This window comes from Sediminicola luteus (genome assembly GCF_040566555.1).
Classification (GTDB): Bacteria; Bacteroidota; Bacteroidia; order Flavobacteriales; family Flavobacteriaceae; genus Sediminicola.
In genome coordinates this window covers 379498-403384 of sequence record NZ_JBEWYP010000001.1, presented here as the reverse complement: position 1 = coordinate 403384, position 23887 = coordinate 379498, and the positions used below count along the sequence as shown (strand labels likewise).

Annotated in this window: 25 protein-coding genes; 10 read left to right on the top strand and 15 right to left on the bottom strand. The window is 38.6% G+C overall.

Annotation, left to right across the window (positions count from 1 at the left end; genetic code table 11):
- The first annotated feature begins 25 nt into the window (after positions 1–25).
- The gene (gene guaB, locus ABXZ32_RS01735; protein ID WP_354616960.1) at positions 26–1498 is read left to right on the top strand and encodes an IMP dehydrogenase; all 1473 of its coding nucleotides are present in this window, start codon (positions 26–28) and stop codon (positions 1496–1498) included.
- A 69-nt stretch (positions 1499–1567) separates the two neighbouring features.
- Here the strand turns inward: guaB and ABXZ32_RS01730 are convergent, their stop codons facing one another.
- Both ABXZ32_RS01730 and lysA read right to left on the bottom strand, forming a co-directional pair.
- Positions 1568–2068 (bottom strand): thioredoxin family protein, encoded by a 501-nt coding sequence (locus ABXZ32_RS01730; protein WP_408016611.1) that lies wholly within the window; start codon positions 2066–2068, stop codon positions 1568–1570.
- Between the two features lie 94 nt (positions 2069–2162).
- Positions 2163–3404 (bottom strand): diaminopimelate decarboxylase, encoded by a 1242-nt coding sequence (gene lysA / locus ABXZ32_RS01725; protein WP_354616958.1) that lies wholly within the window; start codon positions 3402–3404, stop codon positions 2163–2165.
- A 164-nt stretch (positions 3405–3568) separates the two neighbouring features.
- Here lysA and ABXZ32_RS01720 point away from each other — a divergent pair, with 164 nt between their 5' ends.
- From ABXZ32_RS01720 to ABXZ32_RS01710, 3 genes are all read left to right on the top strand, one after another.
- Complete coding sequence (locus ABXZ32_RS01720; protein WP_354616957.1) at positions 3569–4207, top strand: LON peptidase substrate-binding domain-containing protein; 639 nt, start codon at positions 3569–3571, stop codon at positions 4205–4207.
- A gap of 81 nt (positions 4208–4288) precedes the next feature.
- Positions 4289–5482 carry an ADP-forming succinate--CoA ligase subunit beta gene (gene sucC / locus ABXZ32_RS01715; protein ID WP_354616956.1) on the top strand — a complete coding sequence of 398 codons (1194 nt, stop codon included), beginning with the start codon at positions 4289–4291 and terminating at the stop codon, positions 5480–5482.
- A 274-nt stretch (positions 5483–5756) separates the two neighbouring features.
- The gene (locus ABXZ32_RS01710) at positions 5757–6107 is read left to right on the top strand and encodes a hypothetical protein (RefSeq protein WP_354616955.1); all 351 of its coding nucleotides are present in this window, start codon (positions 5757–5759) and stop codon (positions 6105–6107) included.
- A 31-nt stretch (positions 6108–6138) separates the two neighbouring features.
- Here ABXZ32_RS01710 and ABXZ32_RS01705 read toward each other — a convergent pair whose 3' ends face one another.
- Entirely contained in the window at positions 6139–6513 is a 375-nt protein-coding gene (locus ABXZ32_RS01705) for a DUF1456 family protein (protein WP_354616954.1), read from the bottom strand.
- A gap of 146 nt (positions 6514–6659) precedes the next feature.
- Between ABXZ32_RS01705 and ABXZ32_RS01700 the strand changes: the two genes are divergently transcribed.
- Positions 6660–7061: a TerB family tellurite resistance protein gene (locus ABXZ32_RS01700; protein WP_354616953.1), complete on the top strand. Its 402-nt coding sequence runs from the start codon at positions 6660–6662 to the stop codon at positions 7059–7061.
- Positions 7062–7187: 126 nt separating this feature from the next.
- The gene (locus ABXZ32_RS01695; RefSeq protein WP_354616952.1) at positions 7188–7613 is read left to right on the top strand and encodes an Hsp20/alpha crystallin family protein; all 426 of its coding nucleotides are present in this window, start codon (positions 7188–7190) and stop codon (positions 7611–7613) included.
- Positions 7614–7676: 63 nt separating this feature from the next.
- Here the strand turns inward: ABXZ32_RS01695 and ABXZ32_RS01690 are convergent, their stop codons facing one another.
- From ABXZ32_RS01690 to ABXZ32_RS01675, 4 genes are all read right to left on the bottom strand, one after another.
- Entirely contained in the window at positions 7677–9215 is a 1539-nt protein-coding gene (locus ABXZ32_RS01690; RefSeq protein WP_354616951.1) for a M20/M25/M40 family metallo-hydrolase, read from the bottom strand.
- A 10-nt stretch (positions 9216–9225) separates the two neighbouring features.
- Entirely contained in the window at positions 9226–11214 is a 1989-nt protein-coding gene (gene uvrB, locus ABXZ32_RS01685; RefSeq protein WP_354616950.1) for an excinuclease ABC subunit UvrB, read from the bottom strand.
- Positions 11215–11302: 88 nt separating this feature from the next.
- Positions 11303–12136 (bottom strand): ABC transporter permease, encoded by an 834-nt coding sequence (locus ABXZ32_RS01680; protein ID WP_354616949.1) that lies wholly within the window; start codon positions 12134–12136, stop codon positions 11303–11305.
- A 46-nt stretch (positions 12137–12182) separates the two neighbouring features.
- On the bottom strand, positions 12183–13100 hold the full coding sequence (locus tag ABXZ32_RS01675) for an ABC transporter ATP-binding protein (protein ID WP_354616948.1): 918 nt from the start codon (positions 13098–13100) through the stop codon (positions 12183–12185).
- A gap of 92 nt (positions 13101–13192) precedes the next feature.
- Between ABXZ32_RS01675 and ABXZ32_RS01670 the strand changes: the two genes are divergently transcribed.
- On the top strand, positions 13193–14272 hold the full coding sequence (locus ABXZ32_RS01670; RefSeq protein WP_354616947.1) for a hypothetical protein: 1080 nt from the start codon (positions 13193–13195) through the stop codon (positions 14270–14272).
- A gap of 92 nt (positions 14273–14364) precedes the next feature.
- Here the strand turns inward: ABXZ32_RS01670 and ABXZ32_RS01665 are convergent, their stop codons facing one another.
- The 6 genes from ABXZ32_RS01665 to ABXZ32_RS01640 all read right to left on the bottom strand — a co-directional run bounded on the left by ABXZ32_RS01665 (position 14365) and on the right by ABXZ32_RS01640 (position 20058).
- A complete protein-coding gene (locus tag ABXZ32_RS01665; protein ID WP_354616946.1) occupies positions 14365–15423 on the bottom strand; it encodes a nucleoid-associated protein in 1059 nt (352 codons plus the stop codon).
- A 92-nt stretch (positions 15424–15515) separates the two neighbouring features.
- Positions 15516–16010 carry an IS1096 element passenger TnpR family protein gene (locus tag ABXZ32_RS01660; protein ID WP_354616945.1) on the bottom strand — a complete coding sequence of 165 codons (495 nt, stop codon included), beginning with the start codon at positions 16008–16010 and terminating at the stop codon, positions 15516–15518.
- A 27-nt stretch (positions 16011–16037) separates the two neighbouring features.
- On the bottom strand, positions 16038–17072 hold the full coding sequence (locus tag ABXZ32_RS01655; RefSeq protein WP_354616944.1) for a COX15/CtaA family protein: 1035 nt from the start codon (positions 17070–17072) through the stop codon (positions 16038–16040).
- A gap of 122 nt (positions 17073–17194) precedes the next feature.
- A complete protein-coding gene (locus ABXZ32_RS01650; protein ID WP_354616943.1) occupies positions 17195–18619 on the bottom strand; it encodes a CCA tRNA nucleotidyltransferase in 1425 nt (474 codons plus the stop codon).
- Position 18620: 1 nt separating this feature from the next.
- Entirely contained in the window at positions 18621–19181 is a 561-nt protein-coding gene (locus tag ABXZ32_RS01645; protein ID WP_354616942.1) for an L-threonylcarbamoyladenylate synthase, read from the bottom strand.
- Positions 19182–19206: 25 nt separating this feature from the next.
- A complete protein-coding gene (locus ABXZ32_RS01640) occupies positions 19207–20058 on the bottom strand; it encodes a glycosyltransferase (RefSeq protein ID WP_354616941.1) in 852 nt (283 codons plus the stop codon).
- A 117-nt stretch (positions 20059–20175) separates the two neighbouring features.
- Here ABXZ32_RS01640 and ABXZ32_RS01635 point away from each other — a divergent pair, with 117 nt between their 5' ends.
- Positions 20176–20997 (top strand): glycosyltransferase family 2 protein, encoded by an 822-nt coding sequence (locus ABXZ32_RS01635; RefSeq protein WP_354616940.1) that lies wholly within the window; start codon positions 20176–20178, stop codon positions 20995–20997.
- Here ABXZ32_RS01635 and ABXZ32_RS01630 read toward each other — a convergent pair.
- Together ABXZ32_RS01630 and ABXZ32_RS01625 are read right to left on the bottom strand one after the other, a co-directional pair.
- Entirely contained in the window at positions 20976–21770 is a 795-nt protein-coding gene (locus ABXZ32_RS01630; RefSeq protein WP_354616939.1) for a glycosyltransferase family 2 protein, read from the bottom strand. The two genes, ABXZ32_RS01635 and ABXZ32_RS01630, sit on opposite strands and share 22 nt — an antisense overlap.
- A gap of 98 nt (positions 21771–21868) precedes the next feature.
- Entirely contained in the window at positions 21869–22684 is an 816-nt protein-coding gene (locus tag ABXZ32_RS01625; RefSeq protein ID WP_354616938.1) for a 2,3,4,5-tetrahydropyridine-2,6-dicarboxylate N-succinyltransferase, read from the bottom strand.
- A 101-nt stretch (positions 22685–22785) separates the two neighbouring features.
- Between ABXZ32_RS01625 and ruvX the strand changes: the two genes are divergently transcribed.
- Together ruvX and ABXZ32_RS01615 are read left to right on the top strand one after the other, a co-directional pair.
- Positions 22786–23202 (top strand): Holliday junction resolvase RuvX, encoded by a 417-nt coding sequence (gene ruvX, locus ABXZ32_RS01620; protein ID WP_354616937.1) that lies wholly within the window; start codon positions 22786–22788, stop codon positions 23200–23202.
- Positions 23202–23885 carry a DUF1919 domain-containing protein gene (locus ABXZ32_RS01615; protein WP_354616936.1) on the top strand — a complete coding sequence of 228 codons (684 nt, stop codon included), beginning with the start codon at positions 23202–23204 and terminating at the stop codon, positions 23883–23885. Before ruvX ends, ABXZ32_RS01615 begins: the two co-directional genes overlap by 1 nt.
- Positions 23886–23887: the final 2 nt, after the last annotated feature.

The following is a 23887-nucleotide window of genomic DNA, read 5'->3' as shown; positions in this document are numbered from 1 at the left end:
TGCACGCAATTAATATTTAATTGCTATGCAAGCTCATCTTGATAAAATTGTTGGTGAAGGTTTAACCTATGATGACGTACTACTCGTCCCAGCATATTCCGAAGTTCTTCCAAGGGAAGTAAACATTCAAACAAAATTTACTAGAAATATTACCATAAATGTGCCTATTGTGTCTGCTGCCATGGATACTGTTACAGAATCCAAAATGGCTATCGCAATGGCTCAAGAAGGTGGTATAGGTGTTCTGCATAAGAATATGAGTATTGAGAAGCAGGCCATGAAGGTGAGAAAGGTGAAGCGTGCCGAAAGTGGAATGATCATCGATCCTGTAACCCTGCCCTTAAATTCAGTAGTTCGTGATGCTAAGGCTAGCATGAAAGAATATAGTATTGGGGGTATTCCTATTATTGATGCTGAGGGAAAACTATTGGGAATTGTGACCAATAGGGACCTTCGATTTGAGAAGAATAATGACCGGCCCATCTCAGAGGTAATGACCTCTGAAAATTTGGTTACAGTGGCTGAGGGAACAAGTTTGGCACAGGCCGAGGATATCCTACAACAGCATAAGATTGAAAAATTACCGGTAGTCAATGACGATTACAAACTAGTAGGGTTGATTACTTTTAGGGATATAACCAAACTCACACAAAAACCCATTGCGAATAAAGATCAATATGGCCGACTAAGGGTTGCTGCTGCACTTGGAGTAACTGCTGATGCCGTAGAAAGGGCTGAAGCTTTGGTGAACGCAGGAGTAGATGCTGTTGTTATTGATACGGCACACGGACATACGCAAGGTGTTGTTCGTGTTTTACAAGAAGTAAAAAAGCGATTTCCTGATTTGGATGTTATAGTAGGTAACATTGCAACCGGAGACGCTGCAAGATATTTGGTAGAAGCAGGCGCCGATGCCGTTAAGGTAGGAATTGGACCTGGTTCCATTTGTACCACAAGAGTTGTTGCAGGGGTTGGATTCCCTCAGTTTTCGGCAGTTTTAGAGGTTGCTGCTGCTATAAAGGGTAGTGGAGTTCCAGTAATTGCTGATGGTGGAATTAGGTATACAGGAGATATTCCAAAGGCTATTGCCGCTGGTGCTGACTGTGTAATGTTGGGATCATTATTGGCAGGAACCAAAGAATCACCTGGTGAAACAATCATATACGAAGGAAGAAAATTCAAATCCTACAGAGGTATGGGTTCAGTAGAGGCCATGAAACAAGGAAGTAAGGATAGGTATTTTCAAGACGTTGAGGACGATATTAAAAAATTGGTTCCAGAAGGTATTGTAGGCCGCGTACCTTACAAAGGTGATTTGTTTGAGAGTATCCATCAGTTCGTAGGAGGCTTGCGCGCAGGGATGGGGTATTGTGGAGCAAAAGATATAGCCGCATTGAAGGAAAATGGCAGGTTCGTGAAAATTACCGCCAGTGGTATTAATGAAAGTCACCCCCATGATGTGACTATTACCAAAGAATCCCCTAATTATAGTAGATAATTTTAAGATCCTTTATAAAAAAGAAAGCCCAAGACATTGTCTTGGGCTTTCTTTTTTATTGTCAATTTGTTATTTGCTCTGACCCGTATAGGTCTTCCAATCTTTTTCCTTATAAATATTATCTCCAAAATATTGGGCGATGTTTAAAAATGGCTCTGGCTTTTGGTATCCAGGAACTGGCGATAACATATTTAATTGTTCGTCCAAAAAGATGGTGGTGGGATAACTTAATTTGCCCTGCATTAAAGCGGCTGCAAATTCATGGTATCCATTTCTTCCCTGTGGTACAAACTTATAGGTTTTACCTTTAAATTCGATGGGTTCTTTCCCTTCACCGTCCATTTTCACCATATAAAAATTCTTGGCCATATAGGACGCAACCTTGGGATTCTGAAAGGTGTCCTTATCCATCTTTTTACACCATCCGCACCAATCGGTATAGACATCGATAAAGATTTTCTTAGGTTTTTTATCGGTTTGAGACTTCTTTACCGCTGTTTCCCATGAAATCCATTCCACTTCCTGTGCCGTCACAGAAAAGGAAAACAATGCTATAGCTATGACTAGCATGAATTTAGCATTAAAGAATTTATGTAAGTTCATTCGATTTATTTTTAGATTTTAGTCCAATAACTATACCAAAACTAACGTAAATTTCGAATGTTTATTTTACTGCTGCCTTTTCCTTCTTAGTTGAGAAGATGTCTTTGGCATCTACTTGGTTTCTGATCAGGTCCTCAAAATTCTCGCGCTCCCTAATTAATACAGCCTTTCCATTGTGCCATAATACTTCGGCCGGCCTAAATCTAGAATTGTAGTTGCTTGCCATTGTATAACAATAGGCTCCGGCATTTTTAAAGCAAAGGATATCCCCCTCGGATATTTCATTGATCCTACGATTACTGGCAAAGGTGTCCGTTTCACAGATGTATCCCACTACAGAATAGTAGCGTTCCCGCCCATTTGGATTGGAAATGTTCAAAATGGTATGTGTTGCACCATATAACATGGGACGAATCAAGTGGTTGAATCCTGAGTCAATACTAGCGAATACCGTAGAAGTAGTTTGTTTTACCACATTTACCTTAGCTAAGAAGTAACCGGCTTCACTCACTAAAAATTTACCAGGTTCAAAAGCCAAGGTCAATTCCTTTCCGTATTCTTTACAGAAGTCATTGAATTTTTCAGTTAATTTTTGACCCAGTTCTTCAATATTGGTTTCAATATCTCCTTCTTTGTATGGTACTTTAAATCCACTTCCGAAATCTATAAAATCGAGATTTTTAAAGTTCTTGGCAGTATCAAAAAGTATCTCTGAAGCATAAAGAAAGACATCAATATCCAAAATATCACTTCCTGTATGCATGTGTATTCCGTTGATGTTCATTTTGGTGAGATCAACAATTCTTAGCAAATGAGGGATTTGATGAATACTGATCCCAAATTTGGAATCAATATGTCCCACAGATATGTTGGAATTGCCTCCCGCCATTACATGGGGATTGATTCTGATACAGACTGGAATATTAGGGTGTTTGCTTCCGAACTGTTCTAAGATAGATAGGTTGTCAATATTGATCCGCGCACCCAAGGCTGCTACTTCCTCTATTTCTTCCAAGGAAACACCATTGGGAGTGTAAATGATCGACTCCGGTTTAAAGCCCGCCAATAATCCAAGTTTTACTTCTTGTATGGAAACGGTGTCCAGGCCACTGCCCAAACTATTCATTAACCTCAGAATGGAAATGTTGGACAATGCCTTTGCGGCATAGTTAAGCTGTAAATGCTTAACACCTTTAAAGGCGTTTGTTAATCTATTGAACTGGGATATGATCTTTTCTGAATCATACACATATACAGGATCTCCAAATGTTTTTGCAATATCTAATAAATCGGAGTGCTTCATAGCCTAATAAAATTTTGTACAAAGCTAATCTTCTTCAAGGATGTTGACAAGAAATATGACAACTTATTGAATAATGCAACAAATTGTTATAAATACAACAATTTAAAAATGCTTGAATCTTTGTCTTCAAAGCTAACATCCTTTATTTTTAATAAAAAAAGATCATGAAGCTCCCCATGTTTCCACTTCAGTCCGTCTTCTTTCCAGGTGAAAGAGTGGCCCTTCACATTTTTGAAGAGCGGTACAAGCAATTGATCCAAGATTGTATGGCAGAGGCTTTGACCTTTGGCATTCCTGTTTATATAGATAATACGGTGGCATACGGAACTGAAATGCAGTTGGTAGAAATTGTACATACCTATCCCAATGGAGAAATGGATGTTGTTTGTCATGCCAAAAGGGTTTTTAAGGTAGTAACATTCGATAATGAAATGGACGATAAACTCTATGCAGGTGGAGTTGTTACGTTTTTAGATTATATAGAAGATGGTTTGGAGTCGCAAACGGAAGCCGTAATAGAATACACAAAAACCTTATATCGCTTAATGGATATTCCCTTTGATCATATTTATAAAGGGGAGCTGCACATTCACAAGCTCATCCATAAGATTGGGCTAACCCTTCGGCAAGAGTATCACTTGTTAAAAATGGTCCATCAAAGTGAGCAATTAATTTATATAAGATCCCACCTTATTGCCACTACCGAAGTTCTGAAACAGGTCAACCATATGAAGGATGTCATAGAGATGAACGGCCATTTTAAAAATTTTGATCCTTTGGATTTTAAGGATTTTAAAATTTAATGTATCGATATTTCTTTTTCATTAGGGTAATTACCTAGGGTTTCCTATTTTTGCTACCGAACAAAAAGATACCATTTACATATGAATCTTCACGAATATCAAGGAAAAGAAATATTAGCAAGTTTTGGTGTACGTATCCAACGAGGAATCGTGGCACATAATGCAGCGGAAGCCGTTGAGGCCGCTAAACAACTTACCGAGGAAACAGGAACAGGATGGCATGTGATCAAAGCACAGGTTCATGCTGGTGGACGTGGTAAAGGTGGCGGTGTAAAACTTGCCAAGAACTTGAGGGAAGTAGAAGAAATTGCAGGAAATATAATAGGGATGAACCTTGTTACTCCTCAAACTTCAGCAGAAGGTAAAAAGGTACATCAGGTATTGGTTGCCGAGGATGTGTATTATCCTGGAGCAAGTGAAACATCTGAATTTTATGTTTCCGTTCTTTTGAACAGAGGTACTGGAAGAAATATGATCATGTATTCTACCGAAGGTGGAATGGATATTGAAGAGGTAGCGGAAAATACACCTCACTTAATTTACACGGAAGAAATTGATCCTGCTGTTGGTTTAATGCCATTTCAAGCTAGGAAAATAGCATTTAATCTGGGACTTTCCGGAACTGCTTTCAAAGAGATGACAAAATTTGTCACTGCCTTGTACAAAGCTTATGTGGAAAGTGATTCAAATATGTTTGAAATAAACCCAGTCCTTAAAACTTCAGACGACAAGATCATGGCTGTAGATGCCAAGGTGTCTATTGATGATAATGCCTTGTACAGAAGAAAGCAATATGCAGAGATGCGCGATCTAAGGGAAGAGAATGCAATTGAGGTGGAAGCAAGGGAAGTAGGCCTGAATTATGTTGACCTTGATGGTAATGTTGGATGTATGGTAAACGGTGCCGGCTTGGCGATGGCTACCATGGATTTAATTAAAATGGCCGGTGGTGAACCTGCCAACTTCTTGGACGTAGGAGGTACTGCAGATGCCAAACGTGTAGAAGAGGCTTTTCGTATCATCCTAAAGGACGACAATGTAAAGGCTATTCTGATCAATATCTTCGGAGGAATCGTAAGATGTGACAGGGTTGCACAAGGTGTTGTAGATGCTTACAAAAACATGGGAGATGCCATGAAGGTGCCTATCATCGTTCGATTACAAGGGACCAATGCAGAATTGGCCAAAGAAATCATAGACAACTCAGGCTTGGCTGTTCATTCAGCAGTTCAGTTCCAAGAGGCTGCAGATAAGGTAAAAGCTGTTTTAGCTTAAATTTCCTTTTTAAAAATTATAGTAAAGGGCCATGTTGAAAAACATGGCCCTTTTTTTTGTTCCCCATCCTTTTGAATCGACATTTTTTATGGAAAATGGGCAATATTATTTTGGCTAATTGGCTTCATTGCTTTTTGATTAGGCTATAGGTGAAACACATCCAAATCGATAGTCTCTTTTGGTTTTTTATGAAGAAAATGACGTGAAAGGCGTAACATTTTGGAATTAGAATAGTCTTTCTATTAAATCATCATCAATCATAAATCAAAAAGTCATGAAAAAAATCAGTTTACTATTGATAGCTGCAATGCTATTGTCATTCGGAAATGTTTTTGCCAATCAACCTAGTTCGGTATACAGTACAAATGTAGATCCCGAAAAAAAATTGACGCTCCAAATAGGGGAGATGTTAACCGAAAATTCATTCATACACCAAGGGTACGATCTACTGGCCCAGGTGCGTTTTACCCTGAATAAGGAAGGTGAAATTGTAGTGTTGTCCGTTGCGACAGAAGATGAACGCTTAGAAGCTTTCGTAAAGAGTAGATTAAACTACCAGAAAGTAAGTCTGATTGGGTACGAGGAAGGTGAAATTTTTGCCGTGCAAGTAAGGGTTTGTCAGTAGAATTAGCCAAAAAAAAAAGTCCTGAAGTATTTCAGGACTTTTTTTTGTTTTTATACTTTACATAACTGATATCAGGAATATTCTCTTTCTTCGGTCTTGTTTTATAGGCAGGCTTGGCAGCAGTTTTTGCCGGCTGGGATTCCGTTTTTTTAGCACTGTAAAGTACTTCTTTTGGGATTTTTGGATTTTCTTTCGTACCCCTCAAATGTATTACTAGGCCGTTTAGAAAATTACGTAATATTTGATCTCCGCATTCCACATATTTTGGGTGATCTTCTTTTCTGAAAAGGGCGCCAATTTCACTTTTGGATATTTGAAAATCTACCAACTTCAAGATATCAACTATTTCATCATCACGCAGCATTAAGGCTACTCTTAGTTTCTTAAAGATGTCGTTATTAGTCATGAATTATAATTTTTCTGCAAGGTACTACAAATATGTTTTATCGTCTTTATCCATTATTATTTTCACTTTGCTTTATACGAAAGTCCCCAATTTTTAAGTTATATAAGGTGTTGGCATACAGTAAACTAGTTCTAAAAAAGAAATGTATGAGTACTTTAGAGGAAAAACTGAGCATACTCTCTGAGATGATAGCATTTGCAAGAGTAGACAATACTGTGAAAACAGAGGAATATAATTTTTTGTTGAATGTGGCCAATCAGTTGGGGGTAGATAAGCATACCTTCGATTCTTTGTTTGATAAAACGGCCATGCCGGTGTTCTTGAAGTCGGAAGCCGAAAGAATACTTCAGTTTCACAGATTGGTTTTATTAATGAATATAGATAGCTCGGATACCTCCTTGGAGGTCGCTTTACTACACAATATTGGCCTGGGAATGGGCTTGCCGCCATCCGCAATAGAACAGGTGCTTACTATTATGCATAAATATCCTGACAAAATTATACCTCCAGAGATTCTCATTAATATTTTTAAGATCCACTACAATTAAGAAAAGCGACATTATGTCGCTTTTTATTTGCCTATTAGCGCCATATTGACATGTATTGACTATTGGTACATCTTTTGTTTTTAGACTATAAAAGTTTATAAAAGTCTAATTAAAATTATAAGAACCATGAGTACCATTAAAAGAAATCACCCACTATTTCCATCTTTGATGAATGAAATTTTTAAACCTGATTGGTTTGGAGGTTTGGACACCTATAACGGTGCCGTACCTGCAGTAAACATTAGAGAAAGCGAAACTAATTTTGAATTGGAATTGGCAGTTCCGGGAAGAAAGAAAGAAGATTTTAATATAGAAATGGATCACGATGTCCTGACTATTTCTTCAGAGATCAAACATGAAGAGGAAACCACTGAAGAACAGTATACGAGAAGGGAATTTTCGTATTCCTCTTTTAAAAGGGCCTTTACATTGCCAGACACCGTCGATTCCGAAAATATCAATGCATCTTATGAAGATGGGATCTTAAAATTTGTTCTTCCAAAAAAAGAAGAGGCCTTGCCAAAACCAAAAAGAATGATCGAAATTTCTTAAATAAATTTAGGTTGGTTTAGTTGATTTGTTTCTAAAGGCACCATGTTGATTCATGGTGCCTTTTTAGTTGGGTATGGGTTCGTCCAAAATGGCCAGACAACTCTGTATGCCTTCCATATAGTTTCCCAAACGCAAATTTTCATTTGGGCCATGTATGTTATTATCGGGATTAGGTATTCTTATGGAGACTGCAGGAATCCCCAATGTTTCAATAAAGGCACCTATGGGCTGTGACCCTCCCGTTGTCCTCATATTTACGATCTCCTCGCCAAAGATGCGATTCAAAGCCTTATTTAGCATTTGCCCAGCATTGGTATCGAAATCAGTTCTAAACGCCTTAGATCCCAATTTATAGGTAAAGGAAGCCAATTTAGAGTGTTTACTTCTTTCCTCTTCGGAGGGAATGCCATCCACAAGGTGATACCCTTCATCTATGATAAATTGTCGTAGGGAATTCATCAGTTTATCTCCATCGGATTCTGGTACCAACCGCATATCAATTTCTACAATAACCTCGTTGGGAATTATCGTGCGTACTTCCTGCCCTACATAGGCCGCCTCCAATCCCCTAATATTTAACGAAGGGTACTGAAGTGCTTCTTGATAAGTGGCTCCAACATTATCATATGCTGCAATACCCAATTCGCGCTTTATACTGTCTAGATTTTCCGGAAGACTATTTAATATTTTCTTTTCAGCTTCCGATAAACTGATCCCATCATAAAATCTAGGTAAGGTAACCCGCCCATTCTCATCTTTTAGTTTCCCCAGTAAACGAGCGGTGTTAAAGACTGGATTTGGTGCAAAATTGCCATATTGACCACTGTGCAATGCTACTTTTGGTCCGAACACCTTTAAAGTTGCGGTTGCAATACCCCTGGCACCATAGGTTAAGGTGGGTAAATTGGATAGATGTCTTGTGCCATCCATGATCAATACCATATCCGCTTTTAGGAGGTCTTGATTTTGTTCTACTGCTTTAGGTAAAAGGGGAGATCCCAGTTCTTCTTGGAAATCCATAATTACCTTGATATTGTACGCCGGCTTTTTTTTCTTGTTCTTCAAAATTTGTAGGGCAGAGATCAAAGACATGGCCGGACCTTTGGAATCGGAAGAAGAGCGCGCAAAAATTCTCCATTCCGGATTGTATTCGGTTTTTAAGCGATCAAAACTGATATCCTTCCATTGATCTTCCCCAAAAGGTTCTTTTAAAACTGGGTGGAAAGGGCTTTTTTGGTCCCATTTGGTGGTGTCCACTGGTTGTCCGTCTATCTGCAAATAAAAAAGTACTGTTTTTGCATTTTTATGATAGATTTTTTCCGCAAATAGCAAGGGTGCTCCTTCAGTATTGATCACTTGGGAAGTAAATTCCAAGTCTGTAAACAATTCTTGGCATTTGGTTAGATTGGCTTGAATCTGCTCTGGAAAATGGCCGTCGTTTGGTATTTCCAAGAAGGATCTTAATTGCAGGACGGCCTCTGGAAAATGTTTCTGTGATAAATTGAGGATTCCTTCTTTTGAAAGGGTTTGGGAATGGCCAATGTCCGCAAATAAAGAAAACAAGAATAGGAGTATGATTGATTGATTTCTTGTTTTTTTCATGACCTTTTAGTTATTCCTGTTCTTGAAGCATTTTAATTTCATCCCTTAATTTGGCTGCTTGCATAAAATCAAGTTCCTTGGCCGCTTTTTCCATGGCCTTTCTTTTGTCCCTGATAATCTGTTCCTTCTGCTCCGTAGTAATATACTTAAGGTCCGGTTCTGCGGCGCGCATTTCTTCCTTCTCAAAATGGTAGGCAGAGACTGAGTTTTTTGTCAGGGCATTGTCCAAGCTTTTGTTCAGTGCCACGGGCACTAAATTGTTTTCAGTATTGTAGGCTATTTGTTTTTCTCTTCTATAATTGGTTTCATCTATGGTTTTTTGCATACTGGCAGTGATCTTATCGGCATACATGATAGCTCGGCCGTTAAGATTTCTAGCTGCCCTTCCCACAGTCTGGGTCAAAGACCTTGAACTACGAAGGAACCCCTCCTTATCTGCATCCAAAATTGCCACTAAAGAGACCTCAGGCAAATCTAATCCTTCCCTAAGCAGGTTGACCCCAATAAGCACATCAAATATACCCTTTCGTAGATCCTGCATGATTTCAACGCGTTCCAAGGTGTCCACATCACTATGAATATAGCGACATCTTACACTGATCCGTGTCAAATATTTCGCAAGCTCTTCCGCCATACGTTTGGTCAAGGTGGTGACCAGGGTCCTTTCATCTCTTTCTACCCGCAGTTGTATCTCCTCAACAAGATCATCGATTTGGTTTTGGCTGGGACGTATTTCTATTATTGGATCCAAAAGTCCCGTAGGGCGAATGACCTGTTCTACATATACCCCTTGACTCAATTTTAATTCGTAATCTGCAGGGGTGGCACTAACGTAAATTGTCTGGTTCTGTAAGGCTTCAAACTCTTCAAACTTTAAAGGTCTGTTGTCCATGGCGGCAGGTAATCTAAACCCATAATCCACCAAATTCACCTTTCTTGATCTATCACCACCGTACATGGCGTGAACCTGTGGAATGGTAACGTGGCTTTCATCAATGACCATTAGGTAGTCGTCTGGAAAGTAATCCAGTAAACAGAAAGGTCGCGTTCCGGGTAGTCTTCCATCCAAATATCGGGAGTAGTTTTCAATACCGGAGCAATACCCCAATTCCCTGATCATCTCCAAATCAAAATTGGTTCGTTCCTCCAAGCGTTTGGCCTCTAAAGGTTTTCCAATTTCTTGGAAATATTCAATCTGCTTAACTAGGTCATCTTGGATTTGATGAATAGCATTTTGCAGGATATCTGGAGAGGTGACAAACATGTTTGCAGGGTATATATTAAGGTTTTCATATATCTGCACCACTTTGTTCTTAAATGGATCGAACGCTTCTATTTCTTCAATCTCGTCACCAAAAAAATGGATTCTAAAAGCATGGTCGGCATAACTGGGGAACACATCCACAACATCGCCCTTTACCCTAAAATTACCGTTTCTGAAATCGGCCGTAGTTCGGGAATATAAACTCTGCACAAGTTGATGTAAAAATTTTGTCCTAGAAATGACCTGGTCCTTATGGATAGAGATCACATTTTTCTGAAATTCCACCGGGTTTCCTATCCCGTACAAACAAGAGACCGAGGCCACTACCAAAACATCTCTTCGTCCAGAGAGTAGGGAGGAGGTTGTACTTAATCGGAGCTTTTCAATATCCTCATTAATGGAAAGATCCTTTTCAATATAAGTACCGGAGGTAGGAATATATGCTTCTGGTTGGTAATAATCGTAATAGGAAACAAAGTACTCAACGGCATTCTCTGGAAAGAACTGTTTGAATTCCGAATACAGTTGGGCAGCCAATGTTTTGTTATGTGCCAATACCAAAGTGGGCTTTTGAACAGATTCAACAACGTTGGCGACAGTAAAGGTTTTACCAGATCCAGTGACACCCAAAAGGGTTTGATACTGTTCATTGGAATGAATGCCTTCAACCAATTCCTTTATGGCCCTAGGCTGATCTCCGGTAGGTTTAAATTCCGATACTACTTTGAATTTCATCTTGTAAAATTACGAAAGAAGGATGGTTAATGCAGTTCCAGGGAACTAATTTTAACGTATCGTTTGTATCTTGATTGATTATTAAGAATTATAAATCCCGCTTTTTCAACAAGGCGTAGGATCCGTAAATAAAACATCCGGTCCAGAACAGTACTATGAGTATTTCATACCAGTGTACCACATAATCCATGTTGAATTCTTCGCCAATTTGCTTGGCCACTGATTGTACCGCACCTAATCTGGAAAACGGCTCTTTTAATAAATTGGACATGGATTCCAATGGAAGGAAATCCAAGACTTTTTCAGAAGCCTCTTTGCCCATAAAGCCCCACACAAGAAAACGGATTCCCAAATTTTCAAAAATGGCCCAAAGAATCAAAAAACCCAAGGCAAATGCGGAGCGCTTCACCAAGATGCCCAAAAAGAGACAGAAAGAAAAGAAGCCTACCAACTTTATAAAAAAGGCGAATAAATATTCCAGTTCTGAAAAGATAATGGAGATTTCATTATAATCAGAATAGACCAGACCCAAGATCAAGGAGACTACAAAAACAAAAATGGTGGATACCAAAGAAAATGAAATCACTGTCAGGAATTTAGACAGCACAAATTCCTTTTTTGATAGGCCGTCAATAAGATTCTGTTTTATCGTTTTGTTGCTGTATTCATTGGCCATCATAGATACTATGACTATAGCTAGGAACAGTTTAAAAATGGCAGTGATGAAAGTGTTGAAGTGCCAGATATAGGGAAAATTAAAAATGCCCTGTTCTGCCAAATGAAACTTAATAGGGCCAATATCAAATTTTACTGCCGCTATCAAGGCTATTGAGGTAAGCAGGATAAAATAAGATATGATCAGGGCCTTACTCGCCCTATTGTTCCAAAGTTTTATAAATTCTATTTCTAACAATCTTTTCATAATCAAGTCAGTGGTCTATTAACAAGAGGTTGGTTGGGATGCTTATTTAGTTGGCGTTGACCAGTTGTGGTGCGTTTTTTGTCAAGGTCAAAAATTGTTCCTCCAGGCTTTCCTTGCGCTTTACCATGTGGGATAGCACGATGCCTTTATTATAGAGTTGAGCATTGAGCTCCTCCGCAGCCAAATCTTCGGATAGAAATGCAGTAATGAGCCCATTTTCCTCCTTGATGGCACTAAAACGTGGGTCTAATTTTAAATAATCGCCCAATGCCTTTAAGTCACTGGTTTTCAATTCAAAAAAACCGTGACTTCCCAGCATACCATCTACAGGCCCTGAATATAATTTTTCTCCCTTTCTTAGGATCACAACATGGCTGCAAACCTTTTCTACTTCATCCAACAAGTGTGAGGCTAATAGGATAGTGGTTCCTTGGGAGGCAATTTCTTTGATGATCTGTCGTATTTGATGAATTCCTTGAGGATCCAATCCGTTTGTAGGCTCATCCAATATGAGTATTTCTGGGTCGTTCAACAAGGCAGAGGCGATGGCCAGCCGTTGTTTCATACCTAAAGAATAGGTCTGGAATTTACTGTTTTTCCTATCCAGGAGGCCTACCATGTCCAATTTTTCCTCTATCTTATCCGTACTTACATTTTTTATTTTACAGACCAGTTTTAGGTTCTGTACTGCCGTCATATAAGGATAGAAGTTAGGGCGCTCTATGATGGCGCCAACTTTTTTAAGTGCTTCGTGTGTGGAGACACTTCCATTGAACCAATCAAAAGTACCACTGGTTTTATTGACAACATTCAATACAATACCCAAGGTTGTTGATTTACCGCTTCCATTCGGTCCTAGAATTCCGTATACATTTCCTTTTTCAATGGTAAATGATAGGTCGTTTACGGCGGTGAGATGCCCAAATTTTTTAGTCAAATGGCTTACAGAGAGGATGGTTTCCAAAATCGGATTTGTTTTTGCATTGTTTATAGTAACTTGACGAAGAAATGCTTATTTTGTTACAATTAAACATCCCCTAAAATTATAAGTTTAGTATGTCGGAACGATTAATGTCAAAGAAGAAGCCAGCATTTCCAGTAAATGCAAAGCTAGATGCGTATTTACATCACTATAGCAGAAAAATTGAAATTCCTATTTTTTACGATGACCTTCTGCGTTTTAATGGATCGGTCGTAGTGTATGATAAAAACGAGGAAGATACCATGTGGATCAGGGTCTATTATTCGGAATACGAACGCCAGGAAATAGATATAAGCTTAAAAAAAGTGTATTCCATTTTGCATTCAGATGGAAGCGATAATATCATGCAATACCTAAATGTTGATGCGGTCGACTACTGTACGTTTGGGAATTCCAAGCCGTTTCGGATAAAAATCAGGAATATACTCAATGACAATTTCACCTATTTCTACATTAAGAAAACTGATGCTTCCCGGGTTTACGGCCTTGAATTGGAGCATATGCTTTCTCCCTATAACCTCAATTTTTTGGTGTATAAGGATACGTTGATAGAAGAGCATATAGCCGGGATTCCAGGTGATGTTTTTATTAAAGAAATGCTTCCAAAATGCACAGAGACCGAAAAGGCCCAATTGGCAAAGGAATTTGTGAAATTCAATGAGAGGTGTATGATCCGGTTACTGGGGGATATGCGTTCCTATAACTATGTGATAGTGCCTACCCACGATTTCGATCATGTGGTGTATAAAATAAGGGCAATTGACTTTGATCAACAGTGTTTTGAAGGAAAACTGAAAGTTTATCGTCCACAATTTTTTAAGGAGAATTTCGAGATGGTAGAAATGGTGCGTAAGAAATTACAGAACCACTCCATAGATCAATATAAAATAGAGGAGCGTTCTATTGTGGCAAAAAGGATACTTAGCTCAGGGAAGAGAATTAAAAAGTTGGTGGCCATCTGTAAGAGTGATAAAATTTCCAACCCGGAAAATGTAAAGATGTTACGCGAACAAATTTATGAAATCACCTATGATCCTAAATTAAAATCGTGCAGAACCATGGGACAGGTACTCAATAATGCCCTTGAGTTTGTCAAAAGGAATTATGAGGATGTCAGTATGAAACAGATCTTGGAAAACAAGATACAAGTGTAATAATTTTACATCACATGGAGTTCGACTCCATAAAAAAAGGGTGCATACTATGTATGCACCCTTTTTTACTAATATATGTTTAGGTCAAATTCCTAACTTTTTTGTTCTTTGTTGAAATAGACCAAATAGTAATACATCTGGCGTTCCTCATCCCATCCTTTTTCAACAAATTTTTCGGCCGACTCCGGATTGATGAAATCCAATTTAATCTGGATGTTGGTATCTAGATTGATTACGTTCTTTATTTTCTTTCTGGCATCTGAAACAGCCTTGTTGGCAATATCAAAATTTGAAACATCCTCTATGCTGTATTTGGGTCCCTTTTCCACTTTGTAGTTCTTGAACTCAGGAATAAGTTCAGGATTGCCCATTACTTCGTTCAAAAAGTTGGTTTCCTCAAAAGCGTCGTTTTTTGCAAAATGGTTCACTGCCCTGTTCATAAAGAGCACTTCTTGTTGTTTGTCCTCGGCAGGTAATACAACATCCTTGGCAAAATTCTGACAGAACTTCAAATAGTTCTTGGTCTTAAAGTTATCATCGGACAAGGGCTCTACCCCCAAAAAGTTCTCAAGCCAATATTTGGTATCATACCTATTGCTATCCACCGAAAGAATTTTAAAGCCGTCTTCCTTTTCTGTATTGAAAATAAGACATCCTTTGTCCAGCTTGTTGATATTGATCCCTTGTTGCACCAAGATATCCAAATTGTTCTCGTTTTCTTGAAATTGAAGAAAATCGTGTTTTAGCTCACTTTTGAAAACACCAATGGCATTGACTTTTTTATTGTCCAATAGAAGGTCGGTGAGGTAGGCAATATAAACTTCTCCGCTCTTTATATGCGGGTGGTTCGATTGTTCGAACAAATAATTTGCAATCTTTTTGGAATTTGCATGAGCACTGCCTGGTTCATTGAAGACTTCAGATACTATGTTGTAAATCTCATTGAATTCCAAGTCAACTTCATCACTGAACTTGAAATAGTTTTCTTCTTTTTCCCTAAAAGGTTTAAAGAAATATTCCTTTAAAAGTCCTGTAGTTTCATCATTTAAGGCGAAAGGTTCTGAGGATAGAAAAACACCCTCACCCTTGTTCTTATTTCCAACACGGTGCAGGGAGATGCTTTCAATTTGGGTAGCGTATAGATTGATCATATGTTGTCTATATAGAAGTTTATTCCTTTGGTCAAGGAAAGGTCTGGATTAACTCAGTGAATATATTAAATGTTGAGGAACAGGACAGAAACTTAGTTCCAGTTTTCATCAAAATCCAAATCTTCATAGTTGTCCAGGGTGTCATCAAAATCGAACATCGGATCAGATTCAAAGTTCTTTTCTGGTGGCGAATCAGGTAATTCGCCAAAACTGAACAAAATATTAGGATATGCCCTGCCGTCTTCTTTTTCTACAATATCGGCCAGTTCCACAAAAAAGGTCCACATGCTCAAAAAGTCATAGACATAAATAAGTTTGGGAGTGTTTTTTGTAAGTAGGTCTTCTATATGTGTTTCCTGCATGGAACGCAAATCAGCTCCACCCTCACCCATGTCTGAGAGCGCAATTTCTTCTTCTTGGTTCCACTCATCATCGCAGGTGTAAAAGGAGGCCATTTCATTGCCCAAAAACCCAAAGGATTGGGTAATCGTATTGTGAAATTCTTCAAGTGTTCTATTCCCTTCTATTTCAATATCCCTAAAGACATCATCTTCCGCATCTAGAATTACTCGTATCTTATAAATCATTATAAAAGTTTTTAAGAGGGTGCAAAGTTACAAAGTTTTGAACGTTTTGCCCGCTTTTGTAGCTTCCAAAACTAAATAGAATTGTACCCCGAACAAAAGGGCAGCCAACATGAGGTGAATTGGCTGACTTCCAAAAGGAAAATCGATGTACACCATAAGAATGCCCGAAATAATTTCCAATAGGATAAGAGCCATGGCCCAAATCATTTTTGGATATCCGAGGTTGAACTTAAATATGCGATAAAAGATGAATGCATTGAGAAGGACAACGAGGATGGAAAACGATCGGTGGATATAAAATATGAGGGTTGGGTCCTGAAGCCATAAATCCTTAGCAGATTCCCCATAAGCATCTATTTGCTCGTCCACAAATTGTCTTACCTGGGTGCCCATGATGATCTGTATCAAGGTAACCCCCAAGGCCAGGGCCAATAGCAGGGTCAGTGACCTATCGGCCTTATTGTTCTTGATCTTTGTTCCTGAAATATGAATGATATATAGTAGGAAGGCCACTATGACCAAGGCCATTACCATGTGTACGGTAATTTTAGCAGGCAACAATACGGAATAGACGACTGTTGCGCCAAGCCATGCCTGAAAACCCATCCCAAATACCACCAGCCATGATAAAATAGGAATCCATTTGTTTTTTTTCCAGAAAGTGAAGGACACTACTGCCAATACCAAGGTGGCCAATCCGGCCAAGGCACCAAAAAGTCTATTTATAAATTCTATCCAAGTATGTAAAGGATTAAAAATGGCATAATCGTGTTTGGTGTAGGTCTCCCATTTATTTTCGGAATAGCTATTGGAAGTTTCAAAATCTTCCTTGGCCACCTTTAAGGTCTCATCCACTATAATGACCTGCCCTTTTTTGAAAACTTTATTGGGTTGCCATTGTAGATCTATACTATCTGTCGGGGGGATATAATATCCAAAGCACTTTGGCCAATCTGGGCAGCCCATGCCGCTACCGGTCATGCGTACAACCGTGCCGGCTATAATCACCAAATAAACCAAAACCAGTGAAGTTATTGCTATTTTTCTAAAAGATTGATGCATAGTAACGATTACGGATATACAAAATTACTATAGTTTTTCTTATTGTTTAATATTTATCTATTATAATTAAACAATAATTTTTATTTACGAAGCCTGTAATAAATTACAACAGGGTTGGCAAACTAACTTTTTGTTAGTCCCATGCTCTTGCCCTTTTGAAACATGTATTGTTTCGCAGCCTCGTATTCATTTGGTATTTCTCCTTCTAAAATGGCTTCCTTGATAGCGTCTTTAATGATGCCAATTTCCTTGGAGGGTTTAAGGCCAAAAGTTGCCATTATTTCCTCTCCACTTACCGGAGGTTGAAAATTACGTACGTGGTCCCGTTCTTCTACTTCCACTATTTTTTGCCGTACAATTTTAAAGTTGTTCTTGTACTGCTTTTGTTTTTTTGGATTTTTGGTAGTGATATCGGCCTCGCAGAGGGTCATAAGATCCTCTACATGATCACCGGCATCAAAAATTAGTCTACGCACAGCCGAATCGGTCACAAAGTCTTCTGCCAGTACAATGGGCCTAGAACTCATAAGGACCATTTTTTGAACGTATTTCATTTTATCGTTCAAAGGCAATCGCAACCTTTTGAATAATTTGTAGGTCATTTTAGACCCTACAAACTCATGGCCGTGGAATGTCCACCCTATTTTTTTGTCAAATTTCTTGGTGGGAGCCTTGCCTATATCATGCAATAATGCTGCCCATCGCAACCAAACATTATCTGTATGTTTGGAGATATTGTCCACTACTTCCAAGGTATGCCAAAAGTTATCCTTATGGCGCTGGCCCTCAATTTCTTCAATACCCTGTAGTGCGGTAAGCTCTGGCAAAATATATTCCAACAGCCCTGTTTTGTGCAATAGGCCAAGACCCAAAGAGGGGGTGGGACTTGATAGAATTTTGTTGAGTTCGTCAACAATACGTTCTTTTGAAATAATCTGTATACGATCCTTATTCTCTGTTATCGCATCTAGTGATTGGGGAAAGATGGTAAAATTGAGCTGTGAGGCAAATCGTATGGCACGCATCATCCGAAGAGGATCATCAGAATAGGTGATATCGGGATCGAGGGGAGTACGGATCAGTTTGTTATCCAAATCCGAAATCCCATCAAAGGGATCCAATAAAGTGCCATAATCATCCTTGTTTAGGGAAATTGCCAGGGCATTGATAGTAAAATCGCGTCTTTTTTGATCGTCTTCCAGGGTTCCATCCTCTACAACAGGTTTTCTGCTGTCAAAATGGTAGCTTTCCTTTCTGGCGCCCACAAATTCCAGTTCAACCCCTTTGTTTTTTAACATTGCCGTTCCAAAGTTTTTGAAAACGGAAATTTCAGGTTTGCCGGATAATTTGCTGGCTACTTTTTTTGCCAGCTCAATGCCGCTGCCTACAGCAACAATATCTATATCCTTGGGGATTCCCCTTTGAAGCAGGTAGTCCCTTACATATCCACCAATGACATAACATTTGATGTCCATTTCTTTGGCGGCTTCGGCTATAACTTTAAATATGGGGTCTTGTAATGCTTTATTGTGGTTCTGATGCGTCATTTTATTCTCGGATCACTTTAACAGTTCCATCATTACCGAGTTTTATTATGGATGAGGGAGTGCTTTTCTCTTTATCGCGGTCCAAATTTACTACATAGTCAACACCTTTTAAAATCTCAGGGCTTATTTCTTTGAAACTAGTTGGGGTAGGTTCGCCTGCAATGTTTGCAGAAGTCGAGACCAACGGCTTTTTCAACCTTTGGATAAGATATTGGCAAAACTTGTCAGATGCTACACGTATCGCCAAGGTGTCATCTTCCGCTATTAAGTTTTTTGCCACTCCCTTGGGGTGGTCATACACAATGGTGGTGGGTTTGGTGGCCATATCTATAATGTCAAAAGCAACATCAGGTACTTTTTGGATGTGCTGTTCTAACATAAAGTCATTGGCTACCAAGCATATCATCGTTTTGGTATTGGCTCTTTTTTTTAAGGCATATATTTTTGAGACCGCTTCAGCATTGGTGGCATCGCAACCAATCCCCCAAACGGTATCAGTAGGGTAAAGTATGATTCCTCCATTTTGGAGAACATCTAGGCAGGTTTTAATTTCTTCAGTCATTGTACTAATTAAAAATCCAAAGATACTATGTTTTACTATTTGTGATCACAACGTCATCATCTAAAGTAATGTTGAAATATTCTGAAACGGCTATCCATTGGATTCTATTTTTATCCTTATCGATATTCGTTTTTTTGAGAGATTCCTTTTGGGAGCCGATGATGGGTATTGGGTAGTCAGCTTTTATGCTGGCCTCTCTTGAAGTAGTGCCATGTTTTGTAGACATAGCCTTGAACCATAGGTCATCTGCCTTAGGGGTTAATTTTAAAAATAAATGTTTATTGGTGGTTTCCTTGGCCAAGGATTTTGGAGGGTACAATACGCCACCTGCCCCAATGGGAATGATGGCCTTTGGGTTTAGGATTCCTTTTTCAGGGTAGGTCCATTGTTTGTAGGGAAGGGCCCCGCCTTCGGAATCTACTCGTATATATCTGGTTTGATTGGCAATTACATCGTCTGGATATTTCAAATGCTCTTCATACAACAGTTTGAGCCAATTTTTGCGATAAATAAGGTCGTCGTCACAGGTCACAATAATTTCATCACCAAAAAGATCCATGCTATGAATCAGTTTTCGATGGGAACAAGTGAGGCTAGAATATTTTATTTCAAATCGATCGGACAACAGTTTGGATAGTTGTGGGGGAATTTCATTTTTTAGGGAATCATTCAGCCATAACAGTATTTTTTTTGGCAACACGTCTTGATCTAAAAGGCTTCTTATAACGATATGCAATGTGTGCAACCGAGAAGGTATGGAAGTTAATGAAACGATTACTGGGATTTCTTTTCTATCCGATAATTCAAAATCTTCAACTTTTTTGGATAAAAGCCTTAGGGTGTGGAAAATGGAAACCGGTATTTCTTTAACCTTCATACGTCCTATTTATATGATTGATCCTATAGGTTTGTTATAGCGATATCATGATTATTGATAGAAATCCAAAGATATACAATAAGAGTTTTATATTTTTGCCCCATATTTGAACAAACCATGACAAATCCCAAAATTTCTATAATTGTTAGCACCTATAATTCTGAGGATTGGCTCAGGAAAGTGTTGTGGGGCTTTAATTGTCAGACGTTTAAGGATTTTGAAGTGGTTATTGCGGATGACGGGTCTGGACCCAAAACCAAAGAGCTCCTTGAGCAAATGGGAAAGGAAGTTTTTTACCCCATTGTCCATGTCTGGCAGGAGGACGAGGGATTTCAGAAATCCAGAATCCTGAATAAAGCGGTGGTAGCCTGCAATTCAGAATATATTATCATGACCGATGGTGACTGTATTCCACGTGAAGATTTTGTGGAAGTACATTATATCAATAAGGCCAAGGGCTTTTTCATATCGGGTGGGTATTATATGCTGCCAATGAATATCTCTCAAATAATCAGTAAAGAGGACATCGAAAAACAAAACTGTTTTAATATACAGTGGTTGAAATCCAATGGTATTGCCAAGACTTTTAAGAACAATAAACTCACAGCAAAAGGATTCATTTCAAAATTGTTCAACAAGCTTACTCCCACCAATGCGAGTTGGAACGGTCATAATTCATCTGGTTGGAAAAATGATATTCTGGAAGTCAATGGTTTTGATGAGCGAATGCAATATGGAGGGCAGGACCGTGAGCTTGGGGAGCGTTTGTTCAATCTAGGTATAAGATCCAAGCAATTGAGATATAGTGCAGTATGTGTTCATCTAGACCATAAAAGAGGCTATAAAACACCTGAGTCCATTGCTAAAAATGTTGCGATCCGAAAAGAGGTTAAAAAGAAGGGAAGTCACTGGACTTCTTATGGCATAATCAAGAAGTAAGCTAGCTCATTTTTTTTTTCCAACTGCTTTAATTCCTTATAGCGCTCATAATCTCCCAGTGCATTTAGATAGCAGATGATAACTCCCTTTTTACCGTCAAGGATGCCCAAGCGTAAAATATAATGATTAAAGAATTTCCATGTGGGTTTTAGAAACAGAAGAAAATAATTGAATTTCTTTTCCTTATAAAAAGCTTCCTTGGCCTTTAATCTACCATAGTTAAGCATTTTACTTTTGTAATCTTCGTAATTTTTATAACAATAATGGATGAGTTGTTCTTTCAAAATTCCAGAAGAACCTTCAACGTCCAAAGTTTCATGAACAATTTTCTTGTCTGAAAATTGGGTTTTACTTTTCCGGAACAGCCTGTAGTTTTTATCTGTTTGCCATCCGCTAAAATGCAACGGCTTGTTTTGAAACATAAATTTCCTGTAAAACCAATATGCAACATGCTCACTCTCGCTATTGATCGTCTCTACTATTTCCTTTTGCAGCTTTTTGGTCACTACTTCATCAGCATCTAAAAACAACACCCAGTCATTGGTTGCCTGTTTAAGGGTAAATGCTTTTTGAGCGGTAAAGTTTTCAAAAGGATTTTGAATCACCTTTATCTTGGGATGATTATTTAGATATTCGTAGGTACCATCCGTACTGAAAGAATCTACAACGATAATTTCATCAGCAAAATCAATGGATTGGACACATTTTTCAATGTATCCAATCTCATTGTAAGTTATAATTAATGCCGTGATTTTTTCCTTGGGACTTCTCATAAAAGTTGATAACGTAACAACACTTCAATATTGCTGACAAAAGTATAACAAAAAAAAGAAGGAAAAATTATATAGAGATATAAAATTCCTACAATTTTCTACACCGCTACGTTATATTCCCTTAGGGCATCGTTCAAAGAAGTTTTCTTATTAGTGCTCTCTTTTCTTTGGCCGATAATCAAAGCGCAGGGCACCTGATATTCCCCAGCAGGAAATTTTTTGGTATAGCTCCCTGGAATGACAACAGACCTGGCAGGAACAAACCCCTTGCGCTCTATAGGAGCGTCTCCGGTAACATCTATAATCTTCGTAGAGGCCGTTAACACGACATTCGCACCAAGTACGGCTTCCGTACCCACGTGTACTCCTTCCACTACAATACAACGTGAACCAATAAAGGCGTTATCCTCAATGATCACTGGCGCGGCCTGTAATGGCTCTAAAACGCCTCCAATTCCTACACCACCACTTAAATGGACATTCTTGCCAATTTGGGCACAACTGCCCACCGTGGCCCAAGTATCAACCATTGTGCCTTCATCTACATAGGCCCCAATATTCACATAACTTGGCATTAAAATGGTTCCTGCCGATATATAGGCTCCATGGCGGGCCACTGCATTTGGCACCACACGGATACCCTTTTCGGCATATCCTCTTTTTAGCGGCATTTTATCGTGGTACTCAAAAATACCGGCCTCCAAAGTTTCCATTTTTTGGATTGGAAAATATAGAACTACGGCCTTTTTTACCCATTCATTGATCTGCCAGCCATCAGCTGTTGGTTCGGCACATCGGAGTTGTCCGTTATCTAACAAATCGATGATTTTTCGTATGGCTGCTTGAGTCTTGTCGTCTTTCAGTAATTCTCGGTCATCCCAAGCTTTTTCTATGATTTGTCTTAATTCGGTCATTTTTAATCAATTTTTCAACAAATATAAACGCTAGGTGGTAATAAACCTTCCAAATTTATAGTTATAACATTTTATGCTTATTTTTGCCAAAAAATATTGCGGTGGCAAGGATAGTTGCATTGGATTTTGGAAAAGTGAGAACAGGCATAGCCGTTACAGACGAGCTACAGATTATTGCTTCCGGTCTGGAAACTGTGGAAACCAAGAACCTGCTGGACTTTCTCAAAAATTATGTCCAACAGGAAAAAGTCGAAAAGTTTGTCGTTGGGGAACCAAAACAAATGGACAATACCCCATCGGAGTCTGAAGTTCTTATTAAACCTTTTCTTCTGAAATTGACAGCAGCTTTTCCTGAAATTCCTATAGTTCGCCATGATGAAAGGTTCACTTCAAAAATGGCTTTTCAAACCATGATCGATAGTGGGCTCAATAAAAAACAACGTAGAAACAAGGCATTGGTAGACGAAATAAGTGCCACTATTATTTTACAGGCTTACTTGGAAAAAACCGCGTTTTAATGTTGGTGGACCTTGAAATATGGATCAAAAGAAAAGCTCAACAGTATTTTGAGAACTTTTACAGTGCCAGGGATATTGCCAGGCTAAAGAATAAGGATTTTGTGATCATAAGCCGTAATTGTTGGGGAGGCCAAATTTACCAATGGTTAAAATTGCCCTATAACACTCCCTTTGTAGGATTGTTCATTTACACGCCATGTTACATCAAAATTCTTAAAAGATTTGATCACTACATGAGTCTTGAACTTGGATTTATTGAAGAATCCAAATACACAGATTATACCACCAACTATCCGATTGGTGTTTTGGATGATGTTGAAATTCATTTTAAGCACTATGCGGATGAAGCGGAGGCAAGGGATAAATGGAACAGAAGAAAGGAACGCATGTTTGAAAACAAGGATATGGACAATTATTATTTTTCCATATGCAGTTGGCGAGGTCTTTCAGAGGTAGATTTAAAGGATTTTTACGAGTTGCCCTTTAAAAATAAACTTTCTTTTGGTTGTAATGATTTTTTGGAAGGGAAGGAAAACCGACATATTAAATTATATAACAATAAGAATTCTAGCCATACAAATGCGCCTAATGGGAAAAAGCTTTTTAAACTTACATTCCTTTATTTGGATTTGGTAGCGTGGTTGAATAGTGGAAATATATACAGAACAAGATTTAAAGATTAATT